This is a genomic window from Methylocapsa acidiphila B2, from assembly GCF_000427445.1.
Classification (GTDB): domain Bacteria; phylum Pseudomonadota; class Alphaproteobacteria; order Rhizobiales; family Beijerinckiaceae; genus Methylocapsa; species Methylocapsa acidiphila.
Window position 1 is genome coordinate 2049276 of the sequence record NZ_KE386496.1, and the last position, 15922, is coordinate 2065197.

The window sequence follows — 15922 nt, forward strand, 5'->3', positions numbered from 1 at the left end:
AGTTTTTCATGAAAACCTATGAAGAGGCGCCACGATGGCCGAGATGAAAACTCTCACGGCCGCGGCGCGCAGCGGGACAGGCAAGGGGGCCGCCCGCAGCGTACGCCGTGAAGGCCGGATTCCCGGCGTGATCTATGGCGGGGGCGACGCTCCCGAGCCGATCGCGCTGGATTATCGCGAATTGAACAAGCTGATTTACGCCGGGCACTTCCTGACGACGATCTTTGAGCTGGAGGTCGACGGCGCGAAGCAGCGGGTCATCCCGCGCGACTACCAGCTCGACCCGGTCAAGGACCAGCCGCTCCATGTCGATTTCCTGAGGCTTAAGGCGGGCGCGACCTTGCGCGTCGACGTTCCGGTGCATTTCATCAACCAGGAGACCTGCCCCGGGATTAAGAAGGGCGGCCTCTTGAACATCGTGCGCCATTCAGTCGAGATGCGCGTGCCGGCCGACGCAATTCCGGACGCGATCGTCGCCGACCTCGGCAAGCTCGAAATCAACGAGTCATTGCATATTTCGGCGGTTCCGCTGCCGGATGGCTGCAAGCCGACGCAACGCGACCGTGATTTTACCATCGCGTCGATCGCGCCGCCCATCGCCGCGCCCGAAGAGCCGGGAGCAGCCGCCGCTGCGGCCGCCGCAGGCAAAGGCGGCAAGGGTGCTCCGGCGGCAAAGGCCGCGCCGGCCGCCAAGGCTGCGCCGAAGCCCAAAAAATAATCCGGCGAGGGCCCGCTTCTTGCGTGAAGCGGGCCCTTGTCCAGCGCGTCTTCGCGCCTGCCGTTGAGCGGACGTCATGCTTCTTTTCGTCGGCCTCGGCAATCTCGGCAAAGCCTACGCCGGAAACCGCCATAATATCGGCTTCATGGCGGTCGACGCCATCGCCCGCGCGTCAGACGCGCCCGTTTTTCGCTCCCGTTTCCAAAGCCTCGTCAGCGAGATAGCGCTCGCCGGAGAGCGCGTGCTCTTGCTCAAGCCCGAAACTTATATGAACCAGTCGGGCCGCGCTGTCGGCGACGCCGTGCGTTATTTCAAAATCGATCCCGGCGACGTCGTCGTTTTTCATGACGACCTCGACCTCGCGCCCGGAAAGGTCAGGGTCAAGAAGGGCGGCGGCAACGCCGGCCATAACGGCCTGAAGTCGGTGACGGCGCATATCGGCAACGAATACCGCCGCGTCCGCATCGGCATCGGCCATCCTGGCGACAAGGCTCTCGTCCATAATTACGTCCTCGGCGACTTCGCGAAGAGCGAGGAGGCATGGGTCGAGGCTCTCTGCATCTCCATCGCAGCCAATGCCACGCTTCTCGCCAAAGGCGAGGACGAAAACTTCCAGAACAGACTCCATCACGCCATGGAATCGGCCGGGCTCGGCGGAAATCGACTTTTCTGAACGCGGCGACGGAAAGACATAAGTCGGTTTCCGTCAGCATCGGCGTGGCCATCATCGCGCATGCGGACGCGGCCTGCGGCCGGCGCCTCTTGGCTTGACTCTCGCCGGTTCCGCGGTCGCGCCTCCGAGGCGAGCTTGTGGCAGGCGCCTAATTTTATCGATATCTTGCATAAGACTTTTACGCAGCCGAGTTAGAAAGTCGGCCGAAACCGCGTTTCAAGGGGGAGGACACGATGACGCAAGCCATTTATTTTGCGGCTGCGGCCGCATTCGTCGCAGGCTTTCCGGCTCACGCCGAGCCGGCGGCGAATCTGATGCACGGCGCTCAGTCGATCCCGGCCCGCAACGCCGGCTCCATCGTCATTCCGAATTCGAGCCTTGTCCAAGCTGACGACAAGGGGCTCCGGATGCATACGAATGTACGGTTTTTTGTTTCGTCGAGCGCCCACGCGCAGAGCCCCGCCGCCTATGGCCCGCCTTACTCAGGCTTGAATTTTGAAACGCCGGCCTCGCTCGCCTGTATCTATGGTCTCGTCACCGCGACCGCTGGCTGCAATCCTAATACAGTATCAGCCGTTCCAAACGGCGGAAGCCGCGCGATCGCAATCGTCGACGCTTACCACTACCCCAACGCTTTATCGGACTTGGCTTATTTCAGCTCGCGCTTCGGCCTTCCGGCGCCGACAGCCGCCAATTTTCAGGTCGTTTTCGCTGCGGGACAGCAACCCGCCATCGACTCCGGCTGGGAGCTCGAGATGGCGCTCGACATCGAGATGGCTCACGCCACTGCGCCAAAAGCCAAGATCTACCTCGTCGAGGCCGCCTCGGCGTCGCTCAGCGATCTTCTCGCGGCGGTGGATAAGGCGGCCCAGCTTGTCGCGGCCGCCGGCGGCGGCGAAGTCTCCATGAGCTGGGGCGGCTCCGAATTTAATGGCCAGACCGCCTACGATTCCCATTTCTCGCGGTCCGGCGTGACCTTTTTCGCCTCGACCGGCGATTCTCCAGGCGTGCAATGGCCCTCGTCCTCGGCGAATGTCGTCGCCGTGGGCGGCACGAGCCTTTCCCGCCAACTGGGGACGATGACCTTCCTGCACCACGCCTCGTGGGCCGACGCCGGCGGCGGGCTCAGCGCCTATGTAGCGCGCCCCGCCTACCAGGCTTCGGTCTCGGGAACGGTCGGATCGGCTCGCGGCGTGCCCGACATTGCGGCGGTCGCGGACCCGAGCACCGGCGTTTGGGTCTATGACAGCGGCAATGGCGGCTGGCTGGTCGTCGGCGGGACCAGCGTCGCCGCGCCGCTGGTCGCGGGCATTGTGAACGCGTCGGGTCATTTCTACGCCTCGAGCGCGCTGGAGCTGCAGGCGATCTATCAGAACAGCGCTGCTAACGCCGCGAATTTCACAGCCGCGACGACCGGATATTGCGGACCGCAAGCGGCCTATACCGCGACTACAAGCTGGAACCTTTGCCTCGGCGTCGGCTCGCCCAAGGGGTTCGCCTATCAGTAGGAGCCATGGCCGCACGCGGCGACAACTCCTGACCTAATGAGTTGGCGAGTTATTCCCAAATATCAAAAAATCGACCATCTTGTTCGGAACGTACTTTGGCTTCCATCGTCGCGGCTTTAGTGCGAAGCAGCCAGCTGACGTCACTTTCGTAAACATCGGAATCCTCATGGCCGCCAGCATCGATTGTAGGTCCTGGAGTCTCCAAATCTCTGCGGCGCGCGGCCAAGACCAGGCCGGCGGCGGTGGGTGCCTGACATGACGGGCGCACTCGTCGGCTCGACCATTCTTGTGCCGGAAAGCCGGGAGCTCGACCTTTTTTGCTCCATGCTGGAGGCCGAAGGCGCGACGGCCTCACGTTGCCCCCTCCTCAACATCCTCGACCTCGAAAATCCCGCCGAAGCCGAAGCCTGGATCGAACGGCTCGTCGCTGGAACATTCGACGAGGTGATTTTTTTGACGGGCGAAGGGCTGCGCCGTCTCCTGGCGATCGCGGAACGCGCCGGTCGCAGGGAGGCCTTCGTCGCCGCGCTAGGCCGGGCGCGCAAGATCACGCGGGGCCCCAAGCCCGCCCGCGCGCTCCGTGAGCTCGGGCTCGAACCGGACTGCGCCGCAGCCGAGCCGACGTCGCAGGGCGTGCTCGTCGCGCTTTCGTCTGAAGACATCGCCGGACGGTCGTTCGGCGTCCAGCTTTACCCCGGTGAGGGCGGCCTTCCCTTGCTGGCCAGCTTACGCGCGCGCGGCGCCGCCGCGCATCCTGTGACGCCCTATCGCTACGCAACACAAACCGATTCCGCACAGGTCGCAGACGCAATTCGCGCGCTCGCCTCCGGCGCCATTGACTTTGTCGCCTTCACCAGCTCGCCTCAAGTCGAGCGATTGATCGAGGTCGCGCGCGAATCCGGCCTCGAAACAGAATTGCGTGAAGCGTTGACTCGCGTAAGAATTGCCGCGGTCGGACCCGTCGTCGAGGAGACTTTGCGCGCCTATGGGGCGACCAATATTCTGCGCCCGGAGGCCAGCTTTCATCTCAGGCCGCTCGTCCGCGCCATCGCCGAGAGCTGGGCGGGCCGACGCACTTGAGCATATTTCCCATTGGCGACAGCCCCGCGCTTCGGCCGCCGGCGCGCGCCAGCCGTCTCCTCGCTCACAACGGCCGCGACGCGACCGGATTCAATGAGCGACAATCTCGGCAGTCGACGCGCCTTCAGGTCGCCCCGCCCATCCCTGAGCAAACAAGACAATGTCTCCCGAGCGCTTGCCTCCACTTCACAGCCGCGCCGTGACATGCGTTCCAGCGCGGCGTCGAGATTCTCGGACGTGGAGAACTCATCCGCATCGGCAATAAGCCAAAAGGCGACTTCGCACCCTACTCTCGCTGCACCCAAACAGGCCTATTGGAGTTGATAAATGCCGCAATCCTTCGCCGGCGCTATTTCTACGGCTGTTGGACGATTTAACGAATATTGCTCCGCTTTTGGCGTTTGGTCCGGCTCGCTCAAATCCCTCGAGCACCTGATCAAATACAAATCTGGACTCTGCGCCGCGGCCGTTTCGACCCTCACTCCAAACAAGCATCGCGTCTGGCTGCGGCCTCGCTCGACCGATCTGGCGACATATCGGGAGGTGTTCATCAACCGCGAATACGACATCCGAAAACTCAAAATATTCGACGCGATTATACGCAGATACAATTCATTATTGACGCTCGGGCGCGTTCCCTTGATCGTTGACGCCGGCGCCAATATCGGCCTCACGTCGATTTTCTTATCGCCCTTGTTTCCAAAAGCAGATTTTCTGCTGATCGAGGCGAGTTCACATAATCTCCCCATTCTTGAACGAAACGTAGGAAACAACCCGCGGATGCGCGTCTTGCATCACGCGCTTTGGCACGAAAAATCCAAGCTATCCCTGGTTGACGAGTCGGGCTTTTCAATGATCCGGGTGCAGCAGGAGGCCGACGGCCAGCCCGGAGACTCTGTGGACACCATCACCATGGCCGAGGTTCTCGGCGCGCGGAACGATGATCTATTCATTCTAAAAATCGACATTGAGGGCGCCGAAAACGTCGTGTTATCGAAGAACAACCATTGGTTGAGCAGCCGCCCGATCATCCTGATCGAACCTCACGACGACATTATTCCGAATAATGGCTCGCTCGCCGGTCTATTGAATGTAGACGAATACCGCTGCGCCAATATTATCATAAGCGGCTCCAACCTATTCATCGTGCCGCAGTCCTACGTCAATGACGGCCTCCAACGCCCGGTCGCGTGAGGATCCTGCCTCGGGCGCTCCGCCGCACAAGACGCCAATTGATTTTCGACTCGCTGGGTTCAGGATCGTCGCGAAGACGTCATGATCAACATAAGGCGCGGCGCGCGCATTGCGGCCGTTGATAAACAGCCCCGCAATCGTCAAAAGCTCGCGCATATTCTCGCCGTTCAGATCAATCCCATCAATCACAACATGCGCTGACGCAGAAAAAGCATCGCGGCGCGCCGCCCACGACCTCGTCGCCGATCGCGCGTGAGACCCTCGGCGAGGCGCGCCTGGGGCTTCCGCAAATCGCCACATTGCTCCAAGGAATCGCCACATCGCTCCGAGCCAAATCGGCGTCGCGTCCAGGCTTGGCGCGCCTGCTCAACAACGCAAAGTCGCGGGCCGGCACATGAATTGACGCAATGTCGCGCACAAATGGCCCAGTAACGACCCAAGCTTCGGCTCGTTCGGAGCAACCTTTGGTCATATTTGAATTTCAAAAAGCCCCGCTCGTCTGAGTGCAGTACGTAAATGTATTGTCTCAAACGTTGTGTGATTTACGGGGGGAATCAATCGTTGAGACAGGAACACCTTCATTTTGGCGCCATGTACAGGAAGCTTTTATCGCCTCTTGTATTCCAGGCCGCAACGTTCGCACCCATCCAAGGACCAGATCACTCCATGCGATTATTCGTAACAGGTGACAACATAAAAAAGCTGATCAAGGCGTTCTTTTGCGTAGCGCTTCTTTTCACAAGCAGCGGATGTTACGCGGCGTCCACATCCGGCACGACGATTCCATCGGCGACACAAATCGTCGACGCTAACGGAGGCGTCTGGACCGTTAGCAGCGGCATCTGCTACCTCAACGGCAAACAAGCGCAAACCTGTAATTCCGTCCAAACTCTGCTCTTCTACCAGAACAAAATATATGCTGGCACCACGGATGGGAGCTGGTGGCTATGGAACGGATCGGCCTGGGATCAGGCCTCCAGCGATCCGAGATCGACCACTTCGACGGGAACGCCTCTTTCCTCGAGCACGGCCGGCGCGAACCTGCCTGCGGCGGCGCAGGCTACGCCCTATTATTCCTGCTCCACGAACTGGTATGTCGACGCGTCGAGCGGCAGCGACAGCAACGCCGGAACCAGCTCCGGCGCTCCGTTCAGGACGATCGCCCGCGCGACGACGAAGAACGCCTCCCTTGCGGCCGGCGGCTGCGTCAATGTCGCGCCGGGAACCTATAATGAATTCGTGACCGTCACGAACTCCGCCGGCAAGGCCGGCAATCTGAACAGCAAGACCGGCTTCGTCGTGTTGCGCTCGACGACGGCTCTGGCGGCCAAGATCGTCGGGCCGAGCTCGAACGGCTATTCGGCGGTCACGCTTCCGGCGAGCTACGCCGTCATCGACGGCTTCGACGTGTCCGGCGGCGCCAACGCCGGCCATTGCATCGACGGCGGCTACAATGTGCCGTCCAACCACGCCCATCACCTGACGATCATCAACAACCACGCCCATAATTGCGGCGGCAGCGGCATATCGGTCAATAGCGGCGACTATTACATCATCGCCGGCAACACCTCGAACAATAACGCCGGAACCAGCGGCTACCAGACCAGCGGCATCAGCCTCGCCTCTGCGGTCAACGCGACCGGCTTCACCGCGACCTCGACCGACAGCAGCTACTACCATAACATCGTCGCCAATAATATCTCCTATAACAATGTCGAGACCTTCGCCTGCTCGACCTATGGCATGAGCGCCGGATGCCACACCGACGGCGAGGGAATCATCGTTGATTGCTTCGACTGCAGCGGCGTCGGGGTCTATACGGGGCGAACCCTGGTGGTCGGCAATCTCGTCTATGGCAATGGCGGCAATGGGATCCAGGTCGGACGGTCGAGCAATGTCGTGGTCGCGAACAACACGTCCTACGGAAACTTCACCGACGTGAACAATTACGGCACGGCGCGCGGCGAGCTCGGCAATATGGCCGGAACCAACACGACTTGGGTCAACAACATCGCCTGGGCCACGCCGGGCGCCGGCGTCCTGGCGAAAAACGTGCCCCTGTTGGACGAAGGAAAGATGAGCATATCCGGCGTCACCTATCCGGGAACCGGCGTGACCTGGAACAACAACATCTACTGGGGCGCGGGCGTCGCGGTCTGGAACGGCGCATCGATCAGCTCGTCGATGAATTTCTCGAAAAACCCGGGCCTCGTCGCGCCGACGGGCGGGAATTTCACGCTGACCTCGTCCAGCCCGGCTCAGGGCTCAGGCCTTCCCGAAGGCTTTTTGACGGATACGACGCCCAATATCGGCGCCTATTGAGTTCGAGCGCGCCCCGATTGGACGGGCGCGTCCAATCGACCAAAACGCGCGCCAGATCAATAAGCTCGAGCAGGTTCTCATGAGACTTCGGATAGATCCGAATGTCTGAGCGCCAAGAACGTCGATCGCCTTTTCCGAACATGCTCGAAGGCCCAAAACCATCCCCAAGCCTCGGGCCGACGCCAAACCGCGCCGGCCCGAATCTCCTTCGCAAGAGACCCTTGGCTTTTCCTTTTTCGAGGAAGCTTTTCACGGCGCGAGGGATCGCCTAAATCTGCGCCCATGACGCGCGTTCAAAAGCCGGGCTCATCCCCGTCCATAGCGCCGAGCGGCGCCTCCAGTCCTACCGAGCCTCTCCCGCCCGCCGAAGCCGCGATCGTGGAAGAGGCCGAAATTTTCGCCGCCGCCGAGGCCGATCCTAAGCTCGCGCTCGACGAGGAAGAGGCCGCCCCGGCTTCGGTTCGCCGCGGCGCGTCCGTCATCCGCGGCTTCTGGCGTCACGCTCCAGTCGGTCCCGGCGTCTACAGAATGATCGGCGCCGACGGCGAAGTCCTTTACGTCGGCAAGGCGAAAAGCGTCCGCAGCCGGATCGCGAGCTATGTCCGCCCGGTCGGCCACACCAATCGCATCGCGAGAATGATCGCCCTGACCGCGTCGATGGTGTTCGTCTCCACCGAGACCGAAACCGAAGCCCTTCTGCTCGAGACGAATTACATCAAGCAGATGAAGCCGCGCTTCAACGTGTTGATGCGCGACGACAAGTCCTTTCCCTATATCCTCCTCAGCGGCGACCATGCGGCGGCGCAAATCACCAAGCATCGCGGCGCGCGGAACCGCAAAGGAGATTATTTTGGTCCTTTCGCGAGCGTCTGGGCCGTCAACCGCACCTTGAACGCCTTGCAACGCGCCTTCCTCTTGCGCTCCTGCAGCGACAGCTATTACGCCAATCGCACGCGCCCTTGTTTGCTATATCAGATCAAGCGCTGCTCCGCCCCCTGCACTGGCGAAATCAGCGAGGCGGATTACGCTTTGCTCGTGCGCGAGGCCCGCGATTTTCTTTCAGGCAAAAGCCGCGCGGTTCGCGACGCCCTCGCTCAGGAAATGGGCGCGGCGGCCGAACTCATGGAGTTTGAGCGGGCGGCGCGCCTGCGCGACCGCATAGCCGCGCTCTCCGCAATTCAAGGCGCTCAAGGCGTCAATCCGCGAACAGTCGAGGAGGCGGATGTTTTCGCCATCGCCGAAGAGGCCGGACAGTTCTGCGTCGAGGTCTTCTTTTTCCGCACCTATCAGAATTGGGGCAACCGCGCCTATTTTCCACGGGCGGATAAAAGCCTGGCCCCGGTCGAAGTGCTCGATTCCTTTCTCGCCCAATTCTACGCCGATAAGCCGCCGCCGCGCCTGATCCTACTTTCGCATCAAATCGAGAACGGCGGGGTGCTCGAGCAGGCCTTGTCGGACCGATCCGGCCGAAAGGTCGAGATCGCGGCGCCGCAAAGAGGCGAGAAAAAAGAGCTCGTCGAGCAGGCGGGGCAAAATGCGCGCGAGGCCCTAAGCCGCAAATTGTCCGAGACCGCCTCGCAGGAGAAGCTCCTCGCCGCGCTCGCCGAAGCGTTCGGCCTCGCCGAGCCGCCGCGCCGGATCGAGGTCTATGACAATTCCCACATCATGGGCGCGAACGCCGTCGGCGCCATGATCGTCGCCGGTGCGAGCGGCTTCATGAAGGCGCATTATCGCACCTTCAATATCAGGAGCGTCGATGTCGCGCCCGGCGACGATTACGGGATGATGCGGGAAGTGTTGAAGCGACGCTTCTCCAGGCTTTTGCGCGAAGAAGCGGTCGTCCCGGCGGCTAGCGCCATCGAGCGGGAGGCTAGCGTCGCGCACGAGGCCGCGGAACATACCGGGCCGGAAATCGAGGACCGGGACGGCCGAGACGATTTCCCGCGCAAACCGGATTTGATCCTGATCGACGGCGGCCAGGGCCAGTTCGACGCCGCCCAAACGATCTTGTCCGAGTTGGGCGTCGTCGATGTGACGATCGCCGGAATCGCCAAGGGCGTCGACCGCAACGCCGGGCGAGAGACCTTTTTCGTCGCCGGACGCGAGCCGTTTCGGCTGTCTCCGCGCGATCCGGCTCTTTATTTCGTGCAAAGGCTAAGAGACGAGGCGCATCGCTTCGCGATCGGAACGCACCGCGCCCGACGCAAGAAGGATTTCACCAAAAGCCCGCTTGATGAGATCGCCGGCGTCGGCCCAGCGCGAAAGCGCGCCCTGCTTCACGCTTTCGGGACCGCCAAGGCGATTTCCAGAGCCGCCCTGGCCGATCTTGAAAAAGTTTCGGGGGTCAATGCGGCGACGGCCCGGCTCGTATATGATTTTTTTCACGAGCGCGGCGGATAAGGCGCTATTGTCGCGTTTTAGGCGGTCCTGCCGTCTATGCTGCGGCGCTCTTGACGTATCGCGGAATGGCGACGATTCTAGACTAATTCTAACTGATCGGAGCGGGATCGCCGCTCTCGAAAGGATCTTGCGGGAGCCATGGCGATCACAACGCTTTCGACGCATCCAAGCCGGACATGGAGCCTGCCCAATCTTTTGACCTATGGCCGGGTGGCGGCTGTGCCCGTCGTCGTCGGCTGCCTATTTTGGTCGGAAATAGGATGGATGCGCTGGGTCGCGCTCGGCATTTTCATCGCCGCCGGCATCACCGATTTCCTCGACGGCTATCTCGCGCGCGCGCTTTCGCAGCAATCCGCCCTTGGCCAGATGCTGGACCCAATCGCGGATAAGTTGCTCGTCGCCGCGGTCTTGATGATGCTGGTCGCGGATCATACGATCGCCAGCTATTCCCTTTCGGCGGCGATCATCATTCTATGTCGCGAGATCCTGGTGTCGGGATTGCGCGAGTTTCTCGCCATGCTCAAGGTCTCGATTCCGGTCAGCCGAATCGCCAAATGGAAGACGACGCTTCAACTCGTCGCCCTCGGGTTTCTGATCGCCGGCCCCGCCGGAGATGAAGTCCTGCCCGGCGCGACCCTGATCGGCCTCTCGCTCCTTTGGATCTCGGCGCTTCTCACACTCTATACCGGATGGGATTATCTGAAGGCCGGATTGATGCAGATGGACGCCTGAGACTTTGCGCGAATGGCCTTGCTCGGCCTAAGAGTGAACGCGACTTAAAAGTTTGATCGAATTTTTTCGATCAAACATGCGTCGAGACCTTGTATTAAAACGGTCCCCCGCCCTGTCGCAGTGGAGCGAAAACCATGAAGGCTCTCTATTTCGCATGGGTGCGCGAGCGCATCGGCAAGACCGATGAGCACATCTCCCCTCCCGAAGGCGTTGCGACTGTCTCCGACTTGATCGATTGGCTCAGCGACCAAGGGGAAGGTTACGCCGCCGCTTTCGAAAACAAGAAGACGATCAGGGCCGCGATCGACCATGCCCATGTCAAGCATGACGCCAGCATCGCGACCGCGCGGGAAATCGCCTTTTTTCCGCCGATGACCGGGGGATGAGCTTGAGCGCCGAACCGATCATTCGGGTCCAAAAAGAAATCTTCGACGCCGGCGAGGAGGCCGCGAAGCTCACGCAAGGCCGCACGGATATAGGAGCCGTCGTGACCTTTACAGGGCTTTGTCGCGATGAAGGAGGGACTCTGGCGGCTCTCGAGATCGAGCACTATCCCGGTATGGCCGAGGCCGAGATCGCGCGCGTCGCCGTCGACGCCGCAGCGCGCTGGACGCTCGCGAGCCTTCTCGTGATCCACCGTTACGGATTGATCGCGCCCGGCGAACCTATCGTCCTGGTCATCACGGCGAGCGCCCATCGCGGCGCGGCTTTCGACGCGGCTTCTTTTCTCATGGATTACCTGAAGACTCGGGCCCCCTTTTGGAAAAAGCAGCATGCGCGCTCCGGGACCGACGTCGAGATCGGCTCGGCTTGGGTCGGCGCGAAACAGGAAGATGACGCCGCCGCCGAAAAATGGGGCCGCTGAAGCCTTTGCACGTTCGCTATTTATTTCTTAAATATAATGCGATCGCGTGGTAGCCAGCTCGGCTGGAGATTGACGGAAGGACGTGCGATGGGTTTGAGGCAAGCGATCGAGGAACAGGCCATCGCCGATTGCGTTCGCGAATTCTATCGCAAGGCCCGGCTGGACTCGCTGCTCGGGCCGATTTTCAATGCGAATGTCCATGATTGGGACGTTCACTTGCGCGTCGTGAGCGATTTCTGGTCCAAGGCCCTGCTCGGCACCAATCGGTATAGCGGCTCCCCCTTCGTCGTTCATATGAACCTGCCGGTTGAGATCGAGCATTTCCAGCGCTGGCTGGATTTGTTCGAGGAAACCGCCAAAGCGACCTTGCCGGCCGAACTCGCCGACAAGGCGCTCGCCAAGGCCAATCACATGGCCGAAAGCTTCAAGGCCGGAATTTTCCCTTTCGTCGACGCCGACGGCAATCCCGCCCGCCGCCCGGGTTGAGACTAAAACAGCTCGCAATCGCCCCGATTGGAGGTGGTGGAGTCGAGTTTTTCATTTGGCCGAGACCACGCCCCGGGCGCGCCGAGACGCGAGGCCAAGTCGGCGAGGGTCAGCGCCCGCGCCGCGAGCCCTGGATCGATGAGCCAATGGCGCGGCGCGCTCGGCGCAAGCGCCGCAAGAAAGTCCGCCAGGCCGGAAATTTTTTGACCGATGTGGTCGAAGCCTTGCGCATGATGCATCACATCTGGATCTCGTCGTCCCGCCTCAATGATCAGCCTGCCGACCACGGCTTCGAGGTCATCGAGCATTTGGCCGAGATGCGCCAATTCGGCGCTAACCCGGACGAGCAGATCGCCAATCGGCGCTTGCGCGTCTGCAACTGCGTCGTCAGGGGCTTTTGCTTGAATCGGCGAGAGCGTGCCGCGCATTGTGAAGCCACTTTCTCTACACGAAGGCGCGAATCCGCGCCGCTGTTTTACCTTGCGCCGCTCCCAACGACGCCGCAGCGTCGCTCGAATCGCGAGGGAGCGAATTAAAAGAACTCGACCGCGCCGCCCGAGGGCTTAGGCGCAGGGCTCGGCCGCGGCGGCGGAATCTGGGCCGGGCTCAAGAAGACCTGCCGCGCGCGTCCCGACACGGGCCAGAATTGAATGCGGCGTCCCTGATCGCCGCGCAGGCTCCCGCCGATCATGCGAATGCCTTCATTGCGCAAGAAGCGCTCCGCAAAGCCTGCGTTCAGACCGCCGATGTCCGACAGGCCCTCCATGGTCCGCGCGCCGCCGAAGAGCTTCGCCTCCAGCCTTTCGCGGCGCGCGCCGGAGCGCAAAAGCCCGTTCACGAGCAGTTCCATCAGATGGACGCCGTAGCGCTCGGCTTCCCGCCCCTGCGATCCGGCCTCGCCCCCGGCCAGAGGGACGTCCTGCCCCGGCAAAAGAAAATGATTCATCCCGCCGATCCCGGCGATGGGATCGCGCAGGCAAGCGGCGACGCATGAGCCGAGCAAGGTCGTCAACACCACATGAGGGTCGTCGCTGACGTAATATTCACCCTGGATGATATGGACGCGCCGCTCTCTAGCCGCGACAAAGGGGCCTACCTCGGCCTCAACATTGTCGCGCGTCATTTCAGACGCCCGACGACGCCCTCGATCTGCGCCTTCAGCACAGGGACCGTGAACGGTTTTGCGAGCACATTATTGGCGCCATGTTGCTTGGCCCGCTCGATCAGCTCCTTATCGCCGCGCCCAGTCATAAGAATGAAGGCTGATTTTTTGGTCGGCTCATAATTTCGGATGGCCCGGAGAAAAGCTATTCCGTCCATCTTCGGCATGTTGAAGTCGGAAATGACCAAATGAGGAACCTTGGCGGTCATGATCTTGAACGCCTGCTCGCCATCGGCGGCCATTTCTATGTCGGTGATTCCAAGTTCCTGGAGACCGCCGCGAATGAGCAGCCGGCTCGTGAGCTGGTCGTCGACGATTAAGACGCGCAAGGCGGATGCGAACGGCATGGGTCGGTCCCTCTCATTCCGAGCAAGTATTGCGCAGGATTTCCGTCGAGATTTTATTCAATGGAGCTTGCATCTGAATTGCGCCGCGTTCGAACGCGGCTTTCGGCATTCCATAGATCAGGCATGACGCCTCATCCTGGCCGAGCGTCATTGCGCCCGCCCGGCGCATGGCGAGAAGGCCGTCGGCCCCGTCTCGGCCCATCCCGGTGAGGATGACCCCGAGGGAACGCGCGCCGGCGGCTTTCGCCACGGACAGGAACAACACATCCACCGAGGGCCTGTGCCCATTGACCGGATCGGCCTTCACCAGGCGGCAGTGGAACGGCGCCGTCGCCGCGACCTCAAGATGGGTCGCGCCCCCGGGCGCAAGATAGACATGGCCTGGAACAAGCGGCGCGCCGTCGAACGCTTCTTTGACGGAAGGCTTGCTCAGACGGTCGAGCCTTTCGGCGAATGTTTTTGTGAAGGTCGCCGGCATGTGTTGGGTGATGACCGTCGGCGGGCAGTTCGGCGGAAATTCGGACAGGACGGCGATGAGCGCCTCGACGCCCCCGGTCGAGGCGCCGATGGCCACGATGCGCCCGTCCGGCCGATAAGCGGCCCGCCGCGCCGGCGGCGCCGAAGCGGCTTGGGGAGCAGATCCGAATTGCGCTGGATTGAGCCGTGGATGCGATCCGGCGGCCGCCTTGACTTTCGCCGCGAGAATCTCGGCGAAGCTGTTCTGCTCGCCGGGCCCCGGTTTGGCGATGCAATCGAACGCGCCCATTTCGAGCGCGGCGATCGCGGTCGAAGCGCCGCTCGCGGTCAGGCTCGAAACCATGATCACCGGAGTCGGGCGCAGCCGCATGATCTTGTCGAGAAATTCAAGGCCGCTCATTTTCGGCATCTCGACGTCGAGCGTGATCACGTCGGGGTTCAAGGCCTTGATCGCCGCTCGGGCCTCATGCGGATCGGCGGCCTCGCCGATCACTTCGACGCCGCCATCGCGGCCGAGCAACGTGCGAATGAGGCTCCGCACCGTCCTGGAATCGTCGACAACGAGAACGCGGACCGGCTTCATGCTCCAGCTCCACGGCGCAGACGATAGGCGGTGACGCCCTCGCTCTCGAACAAAGCGGCGGCCGGCCCTGAGATCCGTTCCGAATGGCCGATATAGAGGCGGCCTCCAGGAGAAAGCATCGGAGCGAAGCGGCTCCAAAGCTTGGCCTGCGTCGCCTCGTCGAAATAGATTACGACGTTGCGGCAGAAAATCGCTTGAAAGAGACCTTTCATCGGCCAAGGTCCGATCAGATTGAGCTCGCGAAACGCGACAAGCTCCCGCAACGCCTCGCCGACGCTATAGGATTTCGGCGCGCCTCTTCGATGGTCGCCGCGCAGCGACGTGAACCAGCGCGCCCGCAACGCCGCGGGAACCGCGTCGATGACGCTTTCGGAATAGACGCCGCGCTGCGCCTCCGCGAGAATGTTCGGATCGATGTCGGTCGCAAGCACCTTGACGTCGAGCCGGCCGGCGTCCGGCATCAGCGAGAGAATTGTGAGCGCAATCGAATAGGGCTCCTGGCCGCTGGAGCACGCGGCCGACCAGAGCCGCACGCGCTCGCCCGAACGGGCTGCGTCGAGCAGCGGCGGCAGGACCTGCTTCTCGAGAAGCTCGAAATGATGCGGCTCGCGAAAGAAGCGGGTCACGTTCGTCGTCAGGGCGGCGAGCATTTTTTGGCGCTCGTCGAGGCCCTCGTTTCCGGCGACGAGGGCGCAATAGTCGCGAAAGCTCGCAAGACCGAGCGCGCGCAGCCTTTTGGCCAGCCGCGAATAGACGAGGGCTGCCTTGGATTCCGGCAGATGAATGCCGGCGTCGGCGTGCAGCATCGACGCGATTTGCCGAAAATCGGCCCGGGAGAGCGTGAATTCGCCGGGGACGAGTCCGGGCGGGCCCTCCGCCGCTGCATCGAAACAAGGAGCGTTGTTCATGCCGCCTCTCGCTCGACGGCCGGCAGCAGGTGATCGAGCGCGATCAGGCTAATCATGCGCCGGTCGATCGCGAGGACGCCGCGAACAAAGGTCTTCACCATGTCCGAAGCGACGTCCGGCGCCGCCTGGATGAGATCGTCGGTCACTGTCAAAATATCGGAGACCGCGTCGACCAGGAGGCCGACGACTCGGGTCTCGATCTGGGCGACGATGATGACATGGCGCGCGGTCGGCTCCGCCGGCGCGAAGCCGAGCCGAGCTGCGAGATCGACGATCGGCAGCACCGCGCCGCGCAAATTCACGACGCCGCGCACGAAGCCAGGCGATTGCGGGAGGGCCGTCGCCGGAGTCCAACCGCGGATCTCGCGCACCGACATGATGTCGACGCAAAATTCCTGGGCTCCGATGCGGAAGGCGATGAGCTCGCGGGCGCTCGTCAAATCTGTCCTAGTGATCTCGGTCATGGT

At 61.9% G+C, this 15922-nt stretch carries 17 protein-coding genes; 11 read left to right on the forward strand and 6 right to left on the reverse strand.

Annotated elements, in window-relative coordinates; all coding sequences use genetic code 11:
* Positions 1 to 34: 34 nt before the first annotated feature.
* The 11 genes from METAC_RS0111950 (at position 35) to METAC_RS0112010 (ending at position 11978) form a co-directional block, all read left to right on the forward strand.
* Positions 35 to 718 (forward strand): 50S ribosomal protein L25/general stress protein Ctc, encoded by a 684-nt coding sequence (locus METAC_RS0111950; protein ID WP_026607213.1) that lies wholly within the window; start codon positions 35 to 37, stop codon positions 716 to 718.
* Positions 719 to 794: 76 nt separating this feature from the next.
* Positions 795 to 1391, forward strand: coding sequence for an aminoacyl-tRNA hydrolase (gene pth / locus METAC_RS0111955; protein WP_026607214.1), 597 nt, complete (start codon positions 795 to 797; stop codon positions 1389 to 1391).
* A gap of 233 nt (positions 1392 to 1624) precedes the next feature.
* On the forward strand, positions 1625 to 2899 hold the full coding sequence (locus METAC_RS23375) for a S53 family peptidase (RefSeq protein WP_051335543.1): 1275 nt from the start codon (positions 1625 to 1627) through the stop codon (positions 2897 to 2899).
* 255 nt (positions 2900 to 3154) lie between these two features.
* A complete protein-coding gene (locus METAC_RS0111965; RefSeq protein ID WP_026607215.1) occupies positions 3155 to 3979 on the forward strand; it encodes a uroporphyrinogen-III synthase in 825 nt (274 codons plus the stop codon).
* Between the two features lie 327 nt (positions 3980 to 4306).
* Positions 4307 to 5173 (forward strand): FkbM family methyltransferase, encoded by an 867-nt coding sequence (locus METAC_RS0111970; protein ID WP_026607216.1) that lies wholly within the window; start codon positions 4307 to 4309, stop codon positions 5171 to 5173.
* 666 nt (positions 5174 to 5839) lie between these two features.
* On the forward strand, positions 5840 to 7495 hold the full coding sequence (locus METAC_RS25210) for a right-handed parallel beta-helix repeat-containing protein (RefSeq protein ID WP_051335544.1): 1656 nt from the start codon (positions 5840 to 5842) through the stop codon (positions 7493 to 7495).
* A 282-nt stretch (positions 7496 to 7777) separates the two neighbouring features.
* Entirely contained in the window at positions 7778 to 9895 is a 2118-nt protein-coding gene (gene uvrC, locus METAC_RS0111990; RefSeq protein WP_084143605.1) for an excinuclease ABC subunit UvrC, read from the forward strand.
* Positions 9896 to 10033: 138 nt separating this feature from the next.
* Positions 10034 to 10627 (forward strand): CDP-diacylglycerol--glycerol-3-phosphate 3-phosphatidyltransferase, encoded by a 594-nt coding sequence (gene pgsA / locus METAC_RS0111995; protein ID WP_026607219.1) that lies wholly within the window; start codon positions 10034 to 10036, stop codon positions 10625 to 10627.
* 134 nt (positions 10628 to 10761) lie between these two features.
* Positions 10762 to 11013 (forward strand): molybdopterin converting factor subunit 1, encoded by a 252-nt coding sequence (gene moaD / locus METAC_RS0112000; RefSeq protein WP_026607220.1) that lies wholly within the window; start codon positions 10762 to 10764, stop codon positions 11011 to 11013.
* On the forward strand, positions 11010 to 11492 hold the full coding sequence (locus tag METAC_RS0112005) for a molybdenum cofactor biosynthesis protein MoaE (protein ID WP_026607221.1): 483 nt from the start codon (positions 11010 to 11012) through the stop codon (positions 11490 to 11492). The genes moaD and METAC_RS0112005 overlap by 4 nt, the downstream gene beginning before the upstream one ends.
* A gap of 87 nt (positions 11493 to 11579) precedes the next feature.
* Positions 11580 to 11978 (forward strand): group III truncated hemoglobin, encoded by a 399-nt coding sequence (locus METAC_RS0112010; RefSeq protein ID WP_026607222.1) that lies wholly within the window; start codon positions 11580 to 11582, stop codon positions 11976 to 11978.
* Positions 11979 to 11980: 2 nt separating this feature from the next.
* Here METAC_RS0112010 and METAC_RS23385 read toward each other — a convergent pair whose 3' ends face one another.
* From METAC_RS23385 to METAC_RS0112040, 6 genes are all read right to left on the reverse strand, one after another.
* Positions 11981 to 12406: a hypothetical protein gene (locus METAC_RS23385; protein ID WP_036255499.1), complete on the reverse strand. Its 426-nt coding sequence runs from the start codon at positions 12404 to 12406 to the stop codon at positions 11981 to 11983.
* A gap of 104 nt (positions 12407 to 12510) precedes the next feature.
* Positions 12511 to 13101: a chemotaxis protein CheD gene (locus METAC_RS0112020; RefSeq protein ID WP_051335545.1), complete on the reverse strand. Its 591-nt coding sequence runs from the start codon at positions 13099 to 13101 to the stop codon at positions 12511 to 12513.
* The gene (locus METAC_RS0112025) at positions 13098 to 13487 is read right to left on the reverse strand and encodes a response regulator (RefSeq protein WP_026607224.1); all 390 of its coding nucleotides are present in this window, start codon (positions 13485 to 13487) and stop codon (positions 13098 to 13100) included. Before METAC_RS0112025 ends, METAC_RS0112020 begins: the two co-directional genes overlap by 4 nt.
* A 13-nt stretch (positions 13488 to 13500) precedes the next feature.
* Complete coding sequence (locus METAC_RS0112030; RefSeq protein WP_026607225.1) at positions 13501 to 14547, reverse strand: protein-glutamate methylesterase/protein-glutamine glutaminase; 1047 nt, start codon at positions 14545 to 14547, stop codon at positions 13501 to 13503.
* Positions 14544 to 15455, reverse strand: coding sequence for a CheR family methyltransferase (locus METAC_RS23390; RefSeq protein WP_036255501.1), 912 nt, complete (start codon positions 15453 to 15455; stop codon positions 14544 to 14546). Before METAC_RS23390 ends, METAC_RS0112030 begins: the two co-directional genes overlap by 4 nt.
* Entirely contained in the window at positions 15452 to 15919 is a 468-nt protein-coding gene (locus METAC_RS0112040) for a chemotaxis protein CheW (RefSeq protein ID WP_036255504.1), read from the reverse strand. Before METAC_RS0112040 ends, METAC_RS23390 begins: the two co-directional genes overlap by 4 nt.
* Between the last annotated feature and the right edge of the window lie 3 nt (positions 15920 to 15922).

What these genes read in the sequence shown, in the direction of transcription:
- METAC_RS0111950 (WP_026607213.1), top strand. Translation starts at nt 35, where the DNA reads ATGGCCGAGATGAAAACTCTCACGGCCGCGGCGCGCAGCGGGACAGGC.
- pth (WP_026607214.1), top strand. Translation starts at nt 795, where the DNA reads ATGCTTCTTTTCGTCGGCCTCGGCAATCTCGGCAAAGCCTACGCCGGA.
- METAC_RS23375 (WP_051335543.1), top strand. Translation starts at nt 1,625, where the DNA reads ATGACGCAAGCCATTTATTTTGCGGCTGCGGCCGCATTCGTCGCAGGC.
- METAC_RS0111965 (WP_026607215.1), top strand. Translation starts at nt 3,155, where the DNA reads ATGACGGGCGCACTCGTCGGCTCGACCATTCTTGTGCCGGAAAGCCGG.
- METAC_RS0111970 (WP_026607216.1), top strand. Translation starts at nt 4,307, where the DNA reads ATGCCGCAATCCTTCGCCGGCGCTATTTCTACGGCTGTTGGACGATTT.
- METAC_RS25210 (WP_051335544.1), top strand. Translation starts at nt 5,840, where the DNA reads ATGCGATTATTCGTAACAGGTGACAACATAAAAAAGCTGATCAAGGCG.
- uvrC (WP_084143605.1), top strand. Translation starts at nt 7,778, where the DNA reads ATGACGCGCGTTCAAAAGCCGGGCTCATCCCCGTCCATAGCGCCGAGC.
- pgsA (WP_026607219.1), top strand. Translation starts at nt 10,034, where the DNA reads ATGGCGATCACAACGCTTTCGACGCATCCAAGCCGGACATGGAGCCTG.
- moaD (WP_026607220.1), top strand. Translation starts at nt 10,762, where the DNA reads ATGAAGGCTCTCTATTTCGCATGGGTGCGCGAGCGCATCGGCAAGACC.
- METAC_RS0112005 (WP_026607221.1), top strand. Translation starts at nt 11,010, where the DNA reads ATGAGCTTGAGCGCCGAACCGATCATTCGGGTCCAAAAAGAAATCTTC.
- METAC_RS0112010 (WP_026607222.1), top strand. Translation starts at nt 11,580, where the DNA reads ATGGGTTTGAGGCAAGCGATCGAGGAACAGGCCATCGCCGATTGCGTT.
- METAC_RS23385 (WP_036255499.1), bottom strand. Translation starts at nt 12,406, where the DNA reads ATGCGCGGCACGCTCTCGCCGATTCAAGCAAAAGCCCCTGACGACGCA.
- METAC_RS0112020 (WP_051335545.1), bottom strand. Translation starts at nt 13,101, where the DNA reads ATGACGCGCGACAATGTTGAGGCCGAGGTAGGCCCCTTTGTCGCGGCT.
- METAC_RS0112025 (WP_026607224.1), bottom strand. Translation starts at nt 13,487, where the DNA reads ATGCCGTTCGCATCCGCCTTGCGCGTCTTAATCGTCGACGACCAGCTC.
- METAC_RS0112030 (WP_026607225.1), bottom strand. Translation starts at nt 14,547, where the DNA reads ATGAAGCCGGTCCGCGTTCTCGTTGTCGACGATTCCAGGACGGTGCGG.
- METAC_RS23390 (WP_036255501.1), bottom strand. Translation starts at nt 15,455, where the DNA reads ATGAACAACGCTCCTTGTTTCGATGCAGCGGCGGAGGGCCCGCCCGGA.
- METAC_RS0112040 (WP_036255504.1), bottom strand. Translation starts at nt 15,919, where the DNA reads ATGACCGAGATCACTAGGACAGATTTGACGAGCGCCCGCGAGCTCATC.